Below are 17,604 nucleotides of genomic sequence, written 5' to 3'. Positions count from 1 at the left end.
TCAATTAATATATATTGTTAAAATTATTCCACATTACCTATTCTTTGAATATTCATATTAGATAATGGAGCTTCACGTAAAAAGACAAGTACACTTTGACGAACATCATAAGGAGAAAGACGATCACTGTAATTAAGCAAAACTCTTACCATACCGATCATACTATGAACAAAGACCTGCACATTAATCATCATCGTCATTTTTTCTTTTTCATTCATTTTAAAACTGCTTATATTTTTCATTTTACTCATTCACTTTAAAAATTCATCGCAACCCGTTTTAAAAATCAAATTATAAAAGCGAATGTCACCATTATCTGACAACAATAATTGAATCTCTCTCTTACGTTCAAAGCAAAATTCAATTGTATTCTTCGTTGAATTCAAAATAGTTTCCAATTGCTCCTCAAACGGAACATTCATATCAATATTTCCCAACGAATCACGATCTTTTTCGACGCTTTTCAAATAATCAGCAATAAAACTATCTTCTGTATCTTTGACTAAACTATTTACATCAGAATAATATTGATAAAAAGTTCTAGTACTTACACCCGCTGCTTGAATAATATCTTTAACCTTTAATTCATGAACGCTCTTTGTTTCTAAGCATGACAAAAGTGCGGCAGTTAAATTATTTTTAGTATTTTGAACCCTAATATCTGTCAAACACGTTCCCCCTATCTACTTTTCATAAACAACAATATATGAAAATGATTAACTTTTCCTTTTATACATGGATATTAAAAGCATTATAACAGAAGTAAAAAAATATTTTACTTTTGTTATAAAAATTTTTACTTTTTCAACCTTCATATACATTCATTGTTTTCAAGATATTCACTTTATATACTTTATTTGAAAAGAAATTGATCAGATAGGACTTAATATATATGTTTAACTTAAATAATAATTATTTTATACGTAAAAAAGATCAAAAATTACTAAAACAATTTGAAACCCATTTACTTAATCAAAATATCTTATATCCTTTTCATCCAATTAGACATATTAACTGCGAATTTATTAATTTTATTAATAGCACAGGAAAAGACCTGTTACTTGATTTTGTCATGCAGCCTCAATTGCGCAAGGCAATATTTAACGAATTAATAATTATCAGTTACAAATATTTAGCTAAGAATAAATATGACATTGACGATTACTTTCTTAGAAGAAATTGGATCAATCTAATAAATCTATCTTATCGTAACAATATTATTACTGATATTCCTTCATTTTTAACTAAAGTAGAAGAAGCCAATAAGTTAAACTTCAATTAAGCATTTTCAAAACTCGTACTAAATTACTTTTAGTACGAGTTTTTTATATACAAAAACACCCTATAATCACTAGATCTAAATCTAATGATTACAAGGTGTCATGATATTTCTTAACAAAACATATTAATCATGGATGCGTAACCTAACCAAAATACTTTCGATTTTACTTCCCATAATCTTTTGAGCTAAATCTGTCTTCAATGCAGCAAAGCCATAGAATATTATGCCAATACTTACTGCTACAATTACTAAAATTAAAGCTGAAATTCTTCGATCAGGACTTAAGAATTTACCTAATCCCATTTCAACCAATTTAACAATTATAAACATTCCAATTGAAAAGGCTGTAATACCTACTAATCTCCGACTAGTTCGATTTAAGTTAAAGTTATACTGAACTTCTAAGTGTTTGAGCGACAACAGAACTATTACCAATAATCCTAAATTAGTTGCTACAAGTGGACCATATATCTTAAACAAGAAGATCATCGGATACTGTAGAATTCCTTTTAAAATTAAACCTAGAACTAAATACTTAATTGCCAGGCCATTTTCTGAAAGTCCCTGCAAAATTGCCATTAATACAGTAAACAACCCTAAACTGATTGCAGTAAAAGCAGACAAGTATAAAACATTACTACCTAATTGATCTGGTCCATAAAAAACTGTATAAATCGGTCGACTAATGGCAGCCATTCCAAATGCCGCTGGAATCATTACGAACAAGAATAAATCCATCGTATTAGCAATCTGACGAGAAATACTCTTGTAGTCACCTCTTGTATGAGCAGCTGACAAAAGTGGAATTGCTGTTACTGCCATTGCACTAGCTAAAGATACGATAATCATAATTAATTTATTAGCATTTAAGCCAAATAGTGCATACCAATCTTCGATCGCATCTGAACTTGCATGAACCAACCCAGCAATCATTGGATGGAAAGTATATTGATCAACCAACGAGAACAATGTAATCCCTGAGTCAATAATGATAAAGGGAATTGCCTGTTCAATAATTTCCGCAAATAATTCTGTAGTGGACACACGTAACCGATTATTGGAATTAGCTACTAGATAATCCAATTGTTTCCTACGTGAAAACAAAAACCAGACTAATAATCCAATCCCAAATGCTGCTCCAACTGCAGCAGCCAAATTTGATTGAATAACTGCATGAACATATGACCCATGCTGGACTTGCATAATTACAAAAGCAGTCAAAAGCATCCAGACGACACGGGCAAATTGTTCTACAAACTGCGACATTGCACTAGGCATCATATCCGCATAACCCTGAAAATATCCACGCATAATACTTAAAATAGGGATAATCAAGATTGCATATGACAAGCTCCGCATAACCGCAATTTGCCTCGGATCACTTTGACTACCATTTGAAGCAAGAAGCGGCGAAGCAAAATACATAATTGCAGCTGAAACCACCCCTAGAATGGCCATCAAAATTAATCCTTTATGGAATAACCTACGCCCAATTCCATATTCATTTAAAGCATTATACTTTGCTACCTGTTTAGCGATCGCACCAGGAATACCTGCAGTCGAAATTAAGATAAAAATAGTATAAATATTATAACTTCGTGCAGTTAAGGCATTGGCGATATTACCATATTGCCCCATCCAGGCATACCACGGAATAATATATAAAGCTCCCAGAATTCTTGAGGCAATTGAGCCAAAAGTCATCCACGCAGAACCTTTTAGAAAGGTATTTTGTGTATCTTTGCTATTTAAGTTATTTTCTTCTTCCATGAATTTTTCCCAACATAAAATATTAACTATTTAATTGTCACGCAATTTGAATAATAAAGTCGAACTTTAACTATTCTTTTAGGAAAAAATTAACTTATTTAGCTACGATATTAACAATCTTATTTGGTACAACGATAACTTTCTTGACGTCCTTACCTTCTAAGAATTTTTGTACGTGTGGAAGTTCCATAGCTTGTTTTTGAACTTCGTCTCTATCAGCATCCTTAGCAGCTTGGAACTTACCACGAAGTTTCCCATTTACTTGAACCATAATTTCAACAGTTGATTCAACTAACTTAGCTGGATCATAAGTTGACCATTCTGCATAGCTAATTGATTCATCATGACCAAACACTTGCCAGATTTCTTCCATCATGTGTGGAGCCACCGGTGCCAAAAGCTTAACAAAGCCTTCTGCATATTCGCGTGGAATTGTTTTAGCCTTTTGAGCTGCATTCATGAAAACCATCATTTGAGAGATAGCAGTGTTGAAGTGAAGAGCATCAAAGTCTTCAGTTACCTTCTTAACAGTTTCTGCATAAACCTTGTCAAGTTCACCATCGTTTTCATCAACAATACGTTCTTGTGGAATTGCTTTAAGATCAAGATCATTAACGAATAAACGCCATACACGATCTAAGAACTTCTTAGTTGAGGCTGGGCCATTATCATCCCAGTCAATTGAGGCATCAAGTGGACCCATGAACATTTCATACATTCTAAGTGAGTCTGCACCATATTCGTCAATAACATCATCAGGGTTAACAACATTCCCCTTTGATTTAGACATCTTCTCATGGTTCTTCAAAATTAAACCTTGATTGTATAAACGTTGGAATGGTTCCTTAGTTGGAACAACACCTAAATCGTAAAGAACCTTGTGCCAGAATCTTGCATAAAGAAGGTGACGAACAGCGTGTTCTGCACCACCAATGTAAAGATCAACTGGAAGCCATTTCTTAAGAAGATCGTAATCAGCTAATTCTTTATCATTATGTGGGTCAACATAACGAAGGTAGTACCAACTTGAGCCTGCCCAGTTAGGCATAGTATTGGTTTCACGCTTACCTTTTCTACCATTTTCATCAACCACATTAACCCAATCGGTCAAGTTAGCTAATGGACTTTCTGGAGTACCTGATGGCTTAATATCAGTTGCATGTGGTAAGCGAAGTGGTAATTGATCTTCAGGAACAAGAGTAGTTTCCCCATCTTCCCAGTGGATAACTGGAATTGGTTCGCCCCAGTAACGTTGACGACTGAAGTCCCAGTCACGAAGCTTATAGTTAACCTTCTTTTCACCGCAGTTATGCTCTTCAAGCCATTCAACCATCTTCTTCTTGGCATCCTTAATGTTCAAGCCATTTAAGAATTCAGAATTAATGTGTGGACCATCTTCAGTGAAAGCTTCCTTAGTAATATCTCCACCTTCAAGTACTGGATTAATTGGCAAACCAAATTTAGTAGCAAAAGCATAGTCACGTTCATCATGAGCAGGAACGGCCATCACTGCACCTGTACCGTAACTTGCCAAAACATAATCTGAAATCCAAATTGGAACTTCCTTGCCGTTTACTGGATTAATTGCGTAAGCACCAGTAAATACACCAGTCTTATCTTTGTTTAAATCGGTTCTTTCAAGATCTGATTTTGATTCAATCTTTTTAATGTAAGCATTAACTTCATCACGCTGTGCATCAGTAGTAATTTCTTGCACTAATTTGTTTTCTGGAGCAAGAACAGTGTATGAACAGCCAAACAAAGTATCTGGACGGGTAGTAAAGATGTCAAAAGTCTTATCGCTATCCTTAATCTTAAAAGTTACTTGTGCACCAAGTGAACGTCCAATCCAGTTTCTTTGCATTTCCTTAACTGGTTCTGGCCAATCTAAATCATCTAAATCTTCAAGCAAACGATCAGCATAAGCAGTCATCTTAAGCATCCATTGACGCATGTTACGACGATATACTGGGTACCCACCACGTTCAGTCTTACCATCCACAATTTCTTCGTTTGCGACAACAGTACCTAAATCTGGAGACCAGTTAACTGGCACTTCTGCTTCATATGCTAAGCCCTTCTTGTACATTTGTTCAAAGACCCATTGAGTCCACTTGTAGTAATTAGGATCTGAAGTAGTAACTTCACGATCCCAATCATATGAGAAGCCTAACTTATTTAATTGACGCTTGAAGTTAGCAATATTATTTTTAGTAACAACTTCAGGATCTTCACCAGTCTTTAAAGCGTATTGTTCAGTTGGTAAACCAAAAGCATCCCAACCCATTGGGTGAAGTACATTGTAACCTTGAGCACGCTTCATTCTAGACACAATATCAGTTGCAGTATATCCCTCTGGGTGACCCACATGAAGTCCTTTACCAGATGGGAACGGAAACATATCTAATGCGTAATAATTCTTCTTATTGGAATCAGTACCTGTCTTAAAGGTATCGTGTTTTGCCCAATAATCTTGCCATTTCTTTTCAACTACTTTGTGGTTATACAAATCATTTTCTCCTTTGCAAATAAAAAAGTCCTATGAACTAAATCATAGGACGAAATAATCGCGGTACCACCTAAGTTTCACAAAAATGTGACACTTAATTTGCTCCTTAACGCGGATGGCAACGATAGGTTCTAGTTCCAGGACGAGTTCGCAATTCTATTCTAAGACTTCGCAGCAACCAGCCTCTCTCTGAAAAAATATCCTTACTAATACTTCCTGACCTTTATTTTCTTATAGATAATGATTATAATTTACCACAAATGCTAAAAATTACAAGAGGGGTGCACTTTTTGATTAATACAAAAAATCCACCAAGAGACACCTTAATTCCTGGTGCAATCTTCGTGGTTATTTATGCTGCATGGGCTCTATTAGTTTCATCTGGCTCACAGTTTATCCATATTTTCGATAATACTATTATCGGAATAGTAAGTAATAATAATCCAGCTAATGTAGCCTTTGCCAAAACTTTTACTAATTTAGGTAATACTAGTGTTATAACTACTGAAACAATTATTTTATTTATTATTCTAATTGTTTTTAAACAATACGCTTACGCGTTTTTCACTGCTGGCGTGATGATCTGTGCTAATGGGTACAATTGGATTATTAAACATGCAGTAGAAAGACAGCGACCTACTGTTCACCACTTAGTCTACGCAGATGGTTATAGTTTTCCTTCTGGTCACTCAGTTGGTAGTGCTGCATTATTTGGAGTTTTAATTATTTTGACTATTTTATTAGTTAAAAGTAAATTCTGGAAAACACTTCTAATTATTATTTGGGCATTATTCCCAATTTTAATTGGTTACACTAGAATTTTTGTTCATGTTCATTATCCATCTGACGTATTTGGTGGATGGATTGAAGGAATTACCTTTGTATTGCTTGGTTATTCTTTCTTATATCATTTCTACATTGAACCAAAAATGAATAATAAACAATCATAAAAAATAAGCATCAGTTGATGCTTATTTTTTTACCTTTTTAGTGATACAAATCAAAACGACCAACAGCAAGTGTTTCTTTAATACCGCCAGTTTCCATTAAAGATTTATCTATAATAATTTTCTTAAGAGCTGAAGCTAAATATCCTCTGTATCCATGGCCTAACGCCTTACCTGCAGCTTTACTTTCACCAATTGCCACAACTACACCCAAATCATGATAAACATATTTTGTAGGACGAGCTTGATGATTAATCCGACTTCTAATATCTTTAGCCGCATAGTTAGCCATTGATAAAGCCATTTGAGCTGTATTAGGCCATGGCCACTTCTTACCAGGAACCATTACACTAGAAACATCCCCTAAGACATAAATATCGTCACTTTCTGGTGCAGTCAGATGATCGCTAACCATAACGCGACCGCGACGGTTATTAAAACCAGATTTTTCAATTACTGGGCTCCCACTAAAGCCCATCATCCAAATTCTGTTTCCTGCACTAATTTCTTGCACATTGTCAGAATCTTTCATTTTGTACAAAATTGAATGATCCGTTACCTTTTGTAAATAAGCAGGCTTAATAATTTCAATTTTATGCGCTTAAATTAATAGCATAATCTAATAGCTTTCCTTGAAACATTGGTAGAAGACGTGGTGAACCATCAATCATCTTAATCGTAATTTTTTCAGGATCAGTTCCTGCTGTTTGAGCAAAACATGGTCGAGCTTGAGCTAATGCACCAGCCAATTCAATTGCCTGAAATCCTGCACCACAGATTACAATTGATAAATGTTGGGAATCGTGATCTTTGACATAAGCCCTCATTTCACTTTCAATATGATCACGAATTGCTTGAGCTTGCTTTACGTTACTCATTGGTAAAGCATTTTCTTGTGCCCCTGCAATTCCCATACTACTTAATACAAAACCTAACCCCACAACACAATAGTCATAACTAATTGGCTTATGCTTTGTTAATTCAACTGTTTTATTCTTTAGATCAATTTTTTCAACTTGATCAACTACCAGTTCATTCATATTTTTATCTAAAACATCAGCTAATTCATACGACATTCTTGTATACGGAGCACTGCCTGATGCCACTTCATACAATCTCATAGTTTCGTAGTGATATGGATTTCGATCAATTAAGATAATTCTTACTTCTTTACGCAACTTCTTTTGTAAAGCAACAACGGTTTTTAAGCCTGCGTAGCCTGCACCTAAAACAACAATTGTTTTCATAATTATCCTCTGCTAGCCCAGCTCCACGTGAATGTTTGGTAAGAATTTAAATATACACTTAATAGGGCAATCATAAATCCCATTGTGAAACCAGATGCTAGTTCTCCCAAGGGCAAACTAGAAATAGGACGTGGGCCTGAAGAATAGCTATAACCTATAAAGAAACAGAAAATTCCTGTAACTACTCCCACTGCAAAGCTTAAGAGAAATATATTCCCCCAGAACTTTGTCATTTTTTTATATTCAGACTTGCCAGTATGAACGTACATCGATTCCATAATTGCTACAACAAACACTGTACCAATCGAAAATGGTACAAAGAAAAAGTGAAAGATAGTTGTCATTGCAAATTGGAATCTCGCTAAACTAACAATATTCATTTTTAGCGCCTCCATAATCATCAATCACAATACAAGTCTCTGTCTAAAATAACTGTCATTATTAAATAACTATTATTATTTTATGCATCTTAAGTGTACTTCCCCTGTTTTATACTTTCAAATAAAAATATAATACGCTTTCAATACTTTTTGCTTATTTTTCTGTTAGCAACAACTTTTAGCACTATCTTTTTCTAATTATTAATTTTTCGATCTTTATATATCCTATTTAAAACAAGAGAAATAATAATTACAATTAACGAAACTACATAAACCGCCTTTAATCCGCTTAAAAGTATCTGTCTCAATTGCGGTATTGCCTCTACTGATAAAGTTTTCGCTTTTTCAGCTGATACGATTTTGTTCATCATTGATTGATTTAATTGCGGATGCTTATTTAACCCTTGAACGACCATAGTATTAAATGCAATTCCATAAATTGAAACCATCATTGTTTGGCCTAAATATTTCATTAAAGTATTAAATGAAGTTGCTACACCAATATCCTCTTTAGGCACTAGTACTTGGGAACGAACTTGTGAAGCAGTAGTTATTGCACCAAAAGCTATTCCATTAAAAGCAGCAATTACACAAAATACCCAAAAAGATGTATAAATTGGAACTAAAATTAGAGCTAAATCAGCCAGTACTAAAACTAGCAGCATGTAATCATATGTTTTTTTAATCCCCCAACGACCAAGCATTCCGCCAATTAAGAAGGAACCTACAATCCACATTAATGAACTAGGCGTTACAGCAAACCCAGCAATTGAGGCACTTGTCCCATTAATTCCTTGCATCCAAGTTGGAATATAGAATTCAAACCCTATTACCACACCAGAAATCAGTAATGTAATTAAATTTAAAGCCAAGAACTCTCTATCTTTTAACATTGATAACGGCATTATTGGATCTTCTGCGCGTTTTTCTGATCTAAAGAACATAATTACTGAGACTATCACTAAAGCAGCTAAGATAGCCATTATTACGAAATTAGTTACTTCACCTAAATCCTGCAAGAAGAACATTAAGGCTAGAAGTAAAATTACTAACCAAATTGTACCCTGTAAATCTAATTTTGACTTGGCATTGTGTTTAGGTTCTTTTAAGCAAAATACAACTAGCAAAAAGGCAATAATTCCAATTGGGACATTAATATAGAATACCCAATGCCATGATAAATGCTGAACAATAAAGCCTCCCAAAAGCGGAGCAATAACTGAGGCTACTCCCCAAAAACCCGAATTAAGTCCTAACATTTTGGCACGTTTTTGCAAAGTATATAAATCTGCAATAATTGTAATTGCTACTGGTTGAACAGCACCAGAGCCTAATCCTTGAATTACTCTAAATAAAATGAGTTCAACCATATTTTGCGCTAGCCCACATAATGACGATCCAATGACAAATAATGTAATTCCAAATAAAAAAACTGGCTTTCGCCCAATGCTATCCGCCAGTTTTCCATATAAAGGAGTTGAGACAGCTGTCATCAAAAGAAAAATCGATACAACCCAATTCATAATTTCTAATCCATCTAGATCGGAAACAATTGTTGGCATCGCTGTAGAAACGATTGTACCTTCAATAGCTGTCATAAAAGTTGTCATAAAAATCGCAAGCGTGACTATTGGCACGTTTGTTTTTTTCATTTATTCTTACTCCTGTTTATTTTTATTGATTATTTTTGATGTAATCAAGCAAAGCTTGAGTTTTATCGGTCTTTTCCCATGGTAAATCAACGTCTGTTCTACCGAAGTGACCATATGCAGCAGTTTGCTCATAAATAGGACGACGCAAGTCTAGCATCTTAATAATGCCAGCTGGACGAAGATCAAATACATTACGAACTGCTTCAGTTAAAAGTTCATCATCAACTGTACCAGTACCTGCTGTGTCAATCATAATCGATACAGGGTGAGCAACACCAATGGCATATGCTAATTGAACTTCACAACGATACGCTAAACCTGCAGCTACAATATTCTTTGCTACATATCTTGCAGCATAACTAGCACTACGGTCAACCTTTGTAGGATCTTTACCTGAAAATGCACCACCACCATGGCGTGCGTATCCACCATAAGTATCAACAATAATCTTACGACCCGTTAAACCAGAATCACCCTTTGGTCCACCGATAACGAAACGACCAGATGGGTTGATCAAGAACTTAGTATTTTCGTCCAAATACTTAGCTGGAATAACTTCTTTAATTACTAGGTCGATCATTGCACGACAGATTTCTTCATTTGATACTTCTGCATCAGTTTGAGTAGAGATAACCACAGTATCAACACAAAGTGGTTTACCATTTTCGTCGTATTCTACAGTAACTTGAGCTTTAGCATCTGGACGAAGCCATTCTAAAGTATGGTCTTTTCTAAGTGAAGCCACACGCCTCATTAAACGATGCGAAAGTGAAATTGGTAGCGGCATAAGTTCTGGAGTTTCCTTAATAGCAAATCCAAACATTAAACCTTGGTCACCTGCACCAATTTGGTCCAATTCATCGTTATCAGACTTATTTTCTCTAGTTTCAAGTGAGTGATCAACACCATCAGCGATATCAGGTGATTGTTCATCAATATCCACCATTACAGCACAGTTATTACCATCGAAACCTAACTCTGGACGATCATAGCCTATTTTTAAAATGGTTTTTCGTACTACATCTTGAATATCAACATATGCACTTGTTGAAATTTCACCAAATACAAAAACCATTCCTGTAGTTACAATCGTTTCACAAGCTACGTGTGAATTAGGATCTTTTTTCAACATCGCATCTAAAATTGCATCTGAAATTTGGTCAGCAACTTTATCTGGATGTCCTTCAGAAACTGATTCTGAAGTAAATAAACGTTTTTCCATATTAGTCCCCCTATATAGACATCGGCTATTCGGTTACAAGGCATCTTCACTAATTATTTAATGAATCCTTTCAGGACTTGAACCGATAAAATTATTACTTCGTTCGTACTTTTTTGCATAAAAAAAGACTACCGCAGAGGCGGTAGTCCCGAACGATGGAGGATACAGGGCTCGAACCTGTGACCTCCTGCTTGTAAGGCAGATGCTCTCCCAGCTGAGCTAATCCTCCATAAGTGACCCGTACGGGATTTGAACCCATGTTACGGCCGTGAAAGGGCCGTGTCTTAACCACTTGACCAACGGGTCATATCTCTTAATCAAGAGCACTTTATTATAATAACTAAATTAGTTTTAAAAGTCAAGTACTTTTTCAACTTTTTTAAAAATGTTTTTCAAACTTAGTTATCTCAGTGACATCTCAATCACAACGTTTATTATAATACTAGATAACCTAATAATATGCAATACTTATTTTGAAAAAAATCAAATAATTTTTGATAATTACTTTTTATTCATAAATAATAACTAAATCTATTAGACGTAGTCTCTGCTATGTTAGAAAATATTGGATAAATATACCCACTTTCTTATATTTAAGGAGAGGTATTTTATTTTGCTTTGCTAAATAGACCATGTTGTTTACAGTACTACTTGTAGCTTTAGTGTTATTAACAAAAAAGCTATTTTTCTTTGTTCTATCATAGTTTGCATTTCATGAACCACTGGTGCACTGAGATCCGTTTCATTTTATTACCATTAATTTTAGAGGTATTTTTTTAATTGAATCAATTTTAGCAAGATATTTTTTAGTATTTTGCTTAAAGTAATCTGCATCGTTAGAATCAATTTCACTTGCACGTTTAACTATATAGCTGGCATACTTAAATCGTACCAAATATGTAGATCATCGTCTTGTTTTAATCCCATTAGCTGTTTCCCTACTTCAGTTACTTTAATGTCGTTAGAATTGGCTAAATTAGCCATCCAGGAATCATATTCCAAGCCATTGGTGATAGTTATAATTGCTTGAACTTTACCATGCTTCCTATTACATTTTTAGTAAAATAAGCACTACCAAAAATAATAATAGAAATATCTTTTTATATTTCATACATAACCCTTGATTTTACTTAATCATGTTCAATAACAACTTTTTTCTGTCGTAAAAATAAAAAAAGCTTGTAGGTAATCACCTACAAGCTTTCTATATACGGAGTGTGAGGGATTTGAACCCTCGATACAGGTATAAGCCCGTATACATGATTTCCAATCATGCTCCTTAAGCCGCTCGGACAACACTCCATATCACTTTACTCCGGCTGTCAGACTCGAACTGACGACATCTTGATTAACAGTCAAGCGCTCTACCAACTGAGCTAAGCCGGAATATTAAAAAAGAGCACGGCAGCTTCCTATCCTCGCAGGCAGTTGCCCACCAACTACTTTCGGCGTTAAGAAGCTTAACTTCTGTGTTCGGCATGGGAACAGGTGTATCCTTCTTGCTTTCGCCACCGTACTCTTTTGAGCTACTACGCTCAAAACTAAACATAATCTCTCGCAAAAAACCTTACAGTTTGCTTCGCTTTTGGTCAAGTCCTCGACTGATTAGTACTGGTCCGCTCCATTCTTCACAGAACTTCCACTCCCAGCCTATCTACCTCATCGTCTTTGAGGTGTCTTACTGCTATTGCAAAGGAAATCTCATCTTGAGGGGGGCTTCGCACTTAGATGCTTTCAGCGCTTATCCCTTCCGCACATAGCTACCCAGCGATGCTCCTGGCGGAACAACTGGTACACCAGCGGTGCGTCCATCCCGGTCCTCTCGTACTAAGGACAGCTCCTCTCAAATTTCCTACGCCCACGACGGATAGGGACCGAACTGTCTCACGACGTTCTGAACCCAGCTCGCGTGCCGCTTTAATGGGCGAACAGCCCAACCCTTGGGACCGACTTCAGCCCCAGGATGCGACGAGCCGACATCGAGGTGCCAAACCTCCCCGTCGATGTGAACTCTTGGGGGAGATAAGCCTGTTATCCCCAGGGTAGCTTTTATCCGTTGAGTGATGGCCCTTCCATACGGTACCACCAGATCACTAAGTCCGACTTTCGTCCCTGCTCGAGCTGTTTCTCTCGCAGTCAAGCTCCCTTATACCTTTACACTCTGCGAATGATTTCCAACCATTCTGAGGGAACCTTTGAGCGCCTCCGTTACACTTTAGGAGGCGACCGCCCCAGTCAAACTGCCCACCTGACACTGTCCCTGACCTGGCTTACAGGTCGAGGTTAGAGCATCCTTCAAACAAGGGTAGTATCCCAACATTGCCTCCAGCAAAACTAGCGTCCTGCCTTCCTTGGCTCCTACCTATCCTGTACATGTTTAAAAGATACTCAATATCAAGCTACAGTGAAGCTCCATGGGGTCTTTCCGTCCTGTCGCGGGTAACCCGCATCTTCACGGGTATTATAATTTCACCGAGTCTCTCGTTGAGACAGTGCCCAAATCATTACACCTTTCGTGCAGGTCGGAACTTACCCGACAAGGAATTTCGCTACCTTAGGACCGTTATAGTTACGGCCGCCGTTTACTGGGGCTTCAATTCGAACCTTCGCTTTCGCTAAGCTCTCCTCTTAACCTTCCAGCACCGGGCAGGTGTCAGCCTCTATACGTCATCTTACGATTTTGCAGAGACCTGTGTTTTTGATAAACAGTTGTTTGGGCCTATTCACTGCGGCTAACCACTCTCGTGGCCAGCACCCCTTCTTCCGAAGTTACGGGGTCATTTTGCCGAGTTCCTTAACGAGAGTTCTCTCGCTCACCTTAGTGTTCTCCACTCGACTACCTGTGTCGGTTTGCGGTACGGGTGTGTCCTCTCTGGCTAGAAGCTTTTCTTGGCAGTGTGATTACATCACCTTCGCTACTATTACTTCGCTACTCATCACAACTCGTGTTGCTGGTTAGAAGCATTTGACTCTTAACCGCACTTGTTGCTTGAACATCGATCCAGCTCGATGCGTGTTTCACCTCCTGCGTCCCTCCATCGCTCATAACGATTAAACACAGTACAGGAATTTCTACCTGTTATCCATCGACTACGCCTCTCGGCCTTGCCTTAGGTCCCGACTTACCCTGGGCGGACGAGCCTGCCCCAGGAAACCTTAGTCTTTCGGCGGACAGGATTCTCACCTGTCTTTCGCTACTCATACCGGCATTCTCACTTCTAAGCGCTCCAATTATCCTCTCGGTTAACCTTCGCCGCACTTAGAACGCTCTCCTACCACGCATCTTTCGATGCATCCACAGTTTCGGTACTATGCTTAGCCCCGGTAAATTTTCGGCGCAGCGCCACTCGACTAGTGAGCTATTACGCACTCTTTGAATGATGGCTGCTTCTGAGCCAACGTCCTAGTTGTCTACGCAACTCCACATCCTTTTCCACTTAGCATAGATTTGGGGACCTTAACTGGTGATCTGGGCTGTTTCCCTTTCGACTACGGATCTTATCACTCGCAGTCTGACTCCCGTGTATGGATATATGGAATTCGCAGTTTATCTGGATTCAGTAACCCCTGACGGGCCCCTAGTCCAAACAGAGCTCTACCTCCATTATCCTCTCCACGAGGCTAGCCCTAAAGCTATTTCGGAGAGAACCAGCTATCTCCAAGTTCGTTTGGAATTTCACCGCTACCCACAGCTCATCCCCGCAATTTTTAACTTACGTGGGTTCGGCCCTCCAGTGCGTTTTACCACACCTTCAGCCTGGCCATGGGTAGGTCACTTGGTTTCGGGTCTACGTCACCTAACTCTTCGCCCTATTCAGACTCGCTTTCGCTCCGGCTCCGTCTTTTCTGACTTAACCTCGCTAGATAACGTAACTCGCCGGTTCATTCTACAAAAGGCACGCCATCGCACTTTAATGTGCTTTGACTACTTGTAGACACACGGTTTCAGGTTCTCTTTCACTCCCCTTCCGGGGTTCTTTTCACCTTTCCCTCACGGTACTGGTTCACTATCGGTCACTAACTAGTATTTAGCCTTGCGAGATGGTCCTCGCGGCTTCAACCGGGATTCCTCGTGTCCCGGCCTACTCAGGATTCTGCTAGGCGCGCTCGCAATTTCGCTTACGGGGCTCTCACCCTCTCTGGCTTACCTTCCCAGATAATTCAACTATCGCTTACGCTACCACTTTGCAGTCCTACAACCCCAAATGATAAATCACTTGGTTTGGGCTCTTTCCTCTTCGCTCGCCGCTACTAAGGAAATCGATTTTTCTTTCTCTTCCTGCAGCTACTTAGATGTTTCAGTTCACTGCGTCTTCCTTTGATTGACTATCTATTCATCAACCAATAATGCATCGCTGCATTGGGTTCCCCCATTCGGACATCTCCGGATCACTGCGTACTTACCGCTCCCCGAAGCTTTTCGTAGTTCGTCACGTCCTTCATCGGCTGTTAGTGCCTAGGCATTCACCGTGCGCCCTTTTCTACTTGACCTTACCCAAGAATTCTCTTCTCGGTCGCTCTACAATCTGTTCTCTTTGATTGTCTCGGTTTTTTGCTTGGATTATATTCAGTTTTCAATGTACTAACTCTTTTGAGGTACTACCCTCAAAACTAAACAAAGTTTCTTAGTGTGCTTCCGCTTGCTCTGGATACTTCTCTTAGTATTTCTACTCTCCATATCCTTCGCTTCCTTAGAAAGGAGGTGATCCAGCCGCAGGTTCTCCTACGGCTACCTTGTTACGACTTCACCCCAGTCATCTGCCCTGCCTTAGACGGCTCCTTCCCGAAGGTTAGGCCACCGGCTTTGGGCATTGCAGACTCCCATGGTGTGACGGGCGGTGTGTACAAGGCCCGGGAACGTATTCACCGCGGCGTGCTGATCCGCGATTACTAGCGATTCCAGCTTCGTGCAGTCGAGTTGCAGACTGCAGTCCGAACTGAGAACAGCTTTAAGAGATTCGCTTGCCTTCGCAGGCTTGCTCCTCGTTGTACTGTCCATTGTAGCACGTGTGTAGCCCAGGTCATAAGGGGCATGATGACTTGACGTCATCCCCACCTTCCTCCGGTTTGTCACCGGCAGTCTCATTAGAGTGCCCAACTTAATGCTGGCAACTAATGACAAGGGTTGCGCTCGTTGCGGGACTTAACCCAACATCTCACGACACGAGCTGACGACAGCCATGCACCACCTGTCTTAGTGTCCCCGAAGGGAACTCCGTATCTCTACGGATTGCACTAGATGTCAAGACCTGGTAAGGTTCTTCGCGTTGCTTCGAATTAAACCACATGCTCCACCGCTTGTGCGGGCCCCCGTCAATTCCTTTGAGTTTCAACCTTGCGGTCGTACTCCCCAGGCGGAGTGCTTAATGCGTTAGCTGCAGCACTGAGAGGCGGAAACCTCCCAACACTTAGCACTCATCGTTTACGGCATGGACTACCAGGGTATCTAATCCTGTTCGCTACCCATGCTTTCGAGCCTCAGCGTCAGTTGCAGACCAGAGAGCCGCCTTCGCCACTGGTGTTCTTCCATATATCTACGCATTCCACCGCTACACATGGAGTTCCACTCTCCTCTTCTGCACTCAAGAAAAACAGTTTCCGATGCAGTTCCTCGGTTAAGCCGAGGGCTTTCACATCAGACTTATTCTTCCGCCTGCGCTCGCTTTACGCCCAATAAATCCGGACAACGCTTGCCACCTACGTATTACCGCGGCTGCTGGCACGTAGTTAGCCGTGACTTTCTGGTTGATTACCGTCAAATAAAGGCCAGTTACTACCTCTATCCTTCTTCACCAACAACAGAGCTTTACGATCCGAAAACCTTCTTCACTCACGCGGCGTTGCTCCATCAGACTTTCGTCCATTGTGGAAGATTCCCTACTGCTGCCTCCCGTAGGAGTTTGGGCCGTGTCTCAGTCCCAATGTGGCCGATCAGTCTCTCAACTCGGCTATGCATCATTGCCTTGGTAGGCCGTTACCCTACCAACTAGCTAATGCACCGCGGGGCCATCCCATAGCGACAGCTTACGCCGCCTTTTATAAGCTGATCATGCGATCTGCTTTCTTATCCGGTATTAGCACCTGTTTCCAAGTGGTATCCCAGACTATGGGGCAGGTTCCCCACGTGTTACTCACCCATCCGCCGCTCGCGTTCCCAACGTCATCACCGAAGTGAATCTGTTGGTTCAGCTCGCTCGACTTGCATGTATTAGGCACGCCGCCAGCGTTCGTCCTGAGCCAGGATCAAACTCTCGTTTTTAAAAAGTTTGAATGATTGCTCATTCGATTATTTAAGATCTTTGTCTCAAATTTATTGCTTGCGAATTGACTTCGCTTCTTGTTTGGGTTTTTACACCCGCACACTTTTAGCGAAACTTTGTTCAGTTTTCAAAGTACTACCTCTGTCCGGTTAAACCAGACAGCTTTTATATTTTATCAAACCCTCAAGCTCTTGTCAAGAACTTTTTCGAATTTGTTTTTTGTCGCTTTCGCTTTCGCTTGACGACATTTAAATATGTTACCAGCTTTTCTTTCGCTTTGCAAGTACTTTTTTTATTTTTTCTTTGCTTGGCTTTTTATTCTGCTGTCTTCGTCT

At 39.2% G+C, this 17,604-nt stretch carries 8 protein-coding genes, 4 tRNA genes, 3 rRNA genes, 3 pseudogenes, 1 riboswitch and 1 other annotated feature; of the genes and pseudogenes, 2 read left to right on the top strand and 16 right to left on the bottom strand.

The genetic code is table 11. From position 1 onward, the window contains the following. Nucleotides 1–23: 23 nt before the first annotated feature. Both SO785_RS00900 and SO785_RS00895 read right to left on the bottom strand, forming a co-directional pair. Nucleotides 24–218 (bottom strand): hypothetical protein, encoded by a 195-nt coding sequence (locus SO785_RS00900; protein WP_015613403.1) that lies wholly within the window; start codon nt 216–218, stop codon nt 24–26. 33 nt (nt 219–251) lie between these two features. Next, nucleotides 252–668, bottom strand: coding sequence for a TetR/AcrR family transcriptional regulator (locus SO785_RS00895; RefSeq protein ID WP_003548496.1), 417 nt, complete (start codon nt 666–668; stop codon nt 252–254). Nucleotides 669–1,084: 416 nt separating this feature from the next. Between SO785_RS00895 and SO785_RS00890 the strand changes: the two genes are divergently transcribed. After that, the gene (locus SO785_RS00890; protein ID WP_229266065.1) at nt 1,085–1,282 is read left to right on the top strand and encodes a hypothetical protein; all 198 of its coding nucleotides are present in this window, start codon (nt 1,085–1,087) and stop codon (nt 1,280–1,282) included. A gap of 123 nt (nt 1,283–1,405) precedes the next feature. On the opposite strand, the gene SO785_RS00885 is transcribed toward SO785_RS00890, so the two are convergent. Continuing rightward, complete coding sequence (locus SO785_RS00885; RefSeq protein WP_003548498.1) at nt 1,406–3,052, bottom strand: putative polysaccharide biosynthesis protein; 1,647 nt, start codon at nt 3,050–3,052, stop codon at nt 1,406–1,408. A gap of 94 nt (nt 3,053–3,146) precedes the next feature. Then, nucleotides 3,147–5,561, bottom strand: a complete 2,415-nt coding sequence (leuS, locus tag SO785_RS00880) for a leucine--tRNA ligase (protein WP_003548508.1) — start codon at nt 5,559–5,561, stop codon at nt 3,147–3,149. Nucleotides 5,562–5,603: 42 nt separating this feature from the next. After that, nucleotides 5,604–5,788: a binding site (T-box leader), on the bottom strand. A gap of 63 nt (nt 5,789–5,851) precedes the next feature. On the opposite strand from leuS, the gene SO785_RS00875 reads away from it, so the two are divergent. Beyond that, nucleotides 5,852–6,511 carry a phosphatase PAP2 family protein gene (locus SO785_RS00875; protein WP_011254516.1) on the top strand — a complete coding sequence of 220 codons (660 nt, stop codon included), beginning with the start codon at nt 5,852–5,854 and terminating at the stop codon, nt 6,509–6,511. A 37-nt stretch (nt 6,512–6,548) separates the two neighbouring features. On the opposite strand, the pseudogene SO785_RS00870 reads toward SO785_RS00875, so the two are convergent. The 12 genes and pseudogenes from SO785_RS00870 to SO785_RS00815 all read right to left on the bottom strand — a co-directional run bounded on the left by SO785_RS00870 (nt 6,549) and on the right by SO785_RS00815 (nt 17,268). Next, nucleotides 6,549–7,755 (bottom strand): annotated as a pseudogene (locus SO785_RS00870) (NAD(P)/FAD-dependent oxidoreductase). A gap of 128 nt (nt 7,756–7,883) precedes the next feature. Beyond that, nucleotides 7,884–8,135: pseudogene (locus SO785_RS09590) on the bottom strand (cytochrome ubiquinol oxidase subunit I); the annotation flags it as partial. Nucleotides 8,136–8,329: 194 nt separating this feature from the next. Next, nucleotides 8,330–9,787, bottom strand: coding sequence for an MDR family MFS transporter (locus SO785_RS00860; RefSeq protein WP_003548513.1), 1,458 nt, complete (start codon nt 9,785–9,787; stop codon nt 8,330–8,332). 22 nt (nt 9,788–9,809) lie between these two features. Next, nucleotides 9,810–11,009 carry a methionine adenosyltransferase gene (metK, locus tag SO785_RS00855; RefSeq protein WP_003548514.1) on the bottom strand — a complete coding sequence of 400 codons (1,200 nt, stop codon included), beginning with the start codon at nt 11,007–11,009 and terminating at the stop codon, nt 9,810–9,812. Beyond that, nucleotides 11,007–11,097, bottom strand: a riboswitch (SMK box riboswitch). Its footprint overlaps the gene before it by 3 nt. A gap of 68 nt (nt 11,098–11,165) precedes the next feature. After that, nucleotides 11,166–11,238, bottom strand: a tRNA-Val gene (locus tag SO785_RS00850). 5 nt (nt 11,239–11,243) lie between these two features. Further along, a tRNA-Glu gene (locus SO785_RS00845) sits at nt 11,244–11,315 on the bottom strand. Between the two features lie 206 nt (nt 11,316–11,521). Continuing rightward, nucleotides 11,522–12,035, bottom strand: a pseudogene (locus SO785_RS09585) (metal ABC transporter solute-binding protein, Zn/Mn family); the annotation flags it as partial. A gap of 185 nt (nt 12,036–12,220) precedes the next feature. Further along, a tRNA-Ser gene (locus tag SO785_RS00835) sits at nt 12,221–12,311 on the bottom strand. An 11-nt stretch (nt 12,312–12,322) separates the two neighbouring features. Then, nucleotides 12,323–12,395 (bottom strand) — tRNA-Asn (locus SO785_RS00830). A gap of 13 nt (nt 12,396–12,408) precedes the next feature. Further along, nucleotides 12,409–12,525 (bottom strand): 5S ribosomal RNA (gene rrf / locus SO785_RS00825). 69 nt (nt 12,526–12,594) lie between these two features. Continuing rightward, nucleotides 12,595–15,500 (bottom strand): 23S ribosomal RNA (locus SO785_RS00820). A gap of 204 nt (nt 15,501–15,704) precedes the next feature. Beyond that, nucleotides 15,705–17,268: ribosomal RNA gene (locus SO785_RS00815) — 16S ribosomal RNA — on the bottom strand. The 16S, 23S and 5S rRNA genes sit together here with 2 tRNA genes alongside, the layout of an rRNA operon. Between the last annotated feature and the right edge of the window lie 336 nt (nt 17,269–17,604).

The organism is Lactobacillus acidophilus (genome assembly GCF_034298135.1).
In the GTDB taxonomy this organism is placed as follows: Bacteria; Bacillota; Bacilli; order Lactobacillales; family Lactobacillaceae; genus Lactobacillus; species Lactobacillus acidophilus.
This window is presented reverse-complemented; position numbering and strand designations above follow the sequence as displayed.

Coding starts and splice junctions, on each gene's coding strand:
- SO785_RS00885 (WP_003548498.1), bottom strand. CDS start 3,052: ATGGAAGAAGAAAATAACTTAAATAGCAAAGATACACAAAATACCTTT.
- SO785_RS00860 (WP_003548513.1), bottom strand. CDS start 9,787: ATGAAAAAAACAAACGTGCCAATAGTCACGCTTGCGATTTTTATGACA.
- metK (WP_003548514.1), bottom strand. CDS start 11,009: ATGGAAAAACGTTTATTTACTTCAGAATCAGTTTCTGAAGGACATCCA.
- SO785_RS00900 (WP_015613403.1), bottom strand. CDS start 218: ATGAATGAAAAAGAAAAAATGACGATGATGATTAATGTGCAGGTCTTT.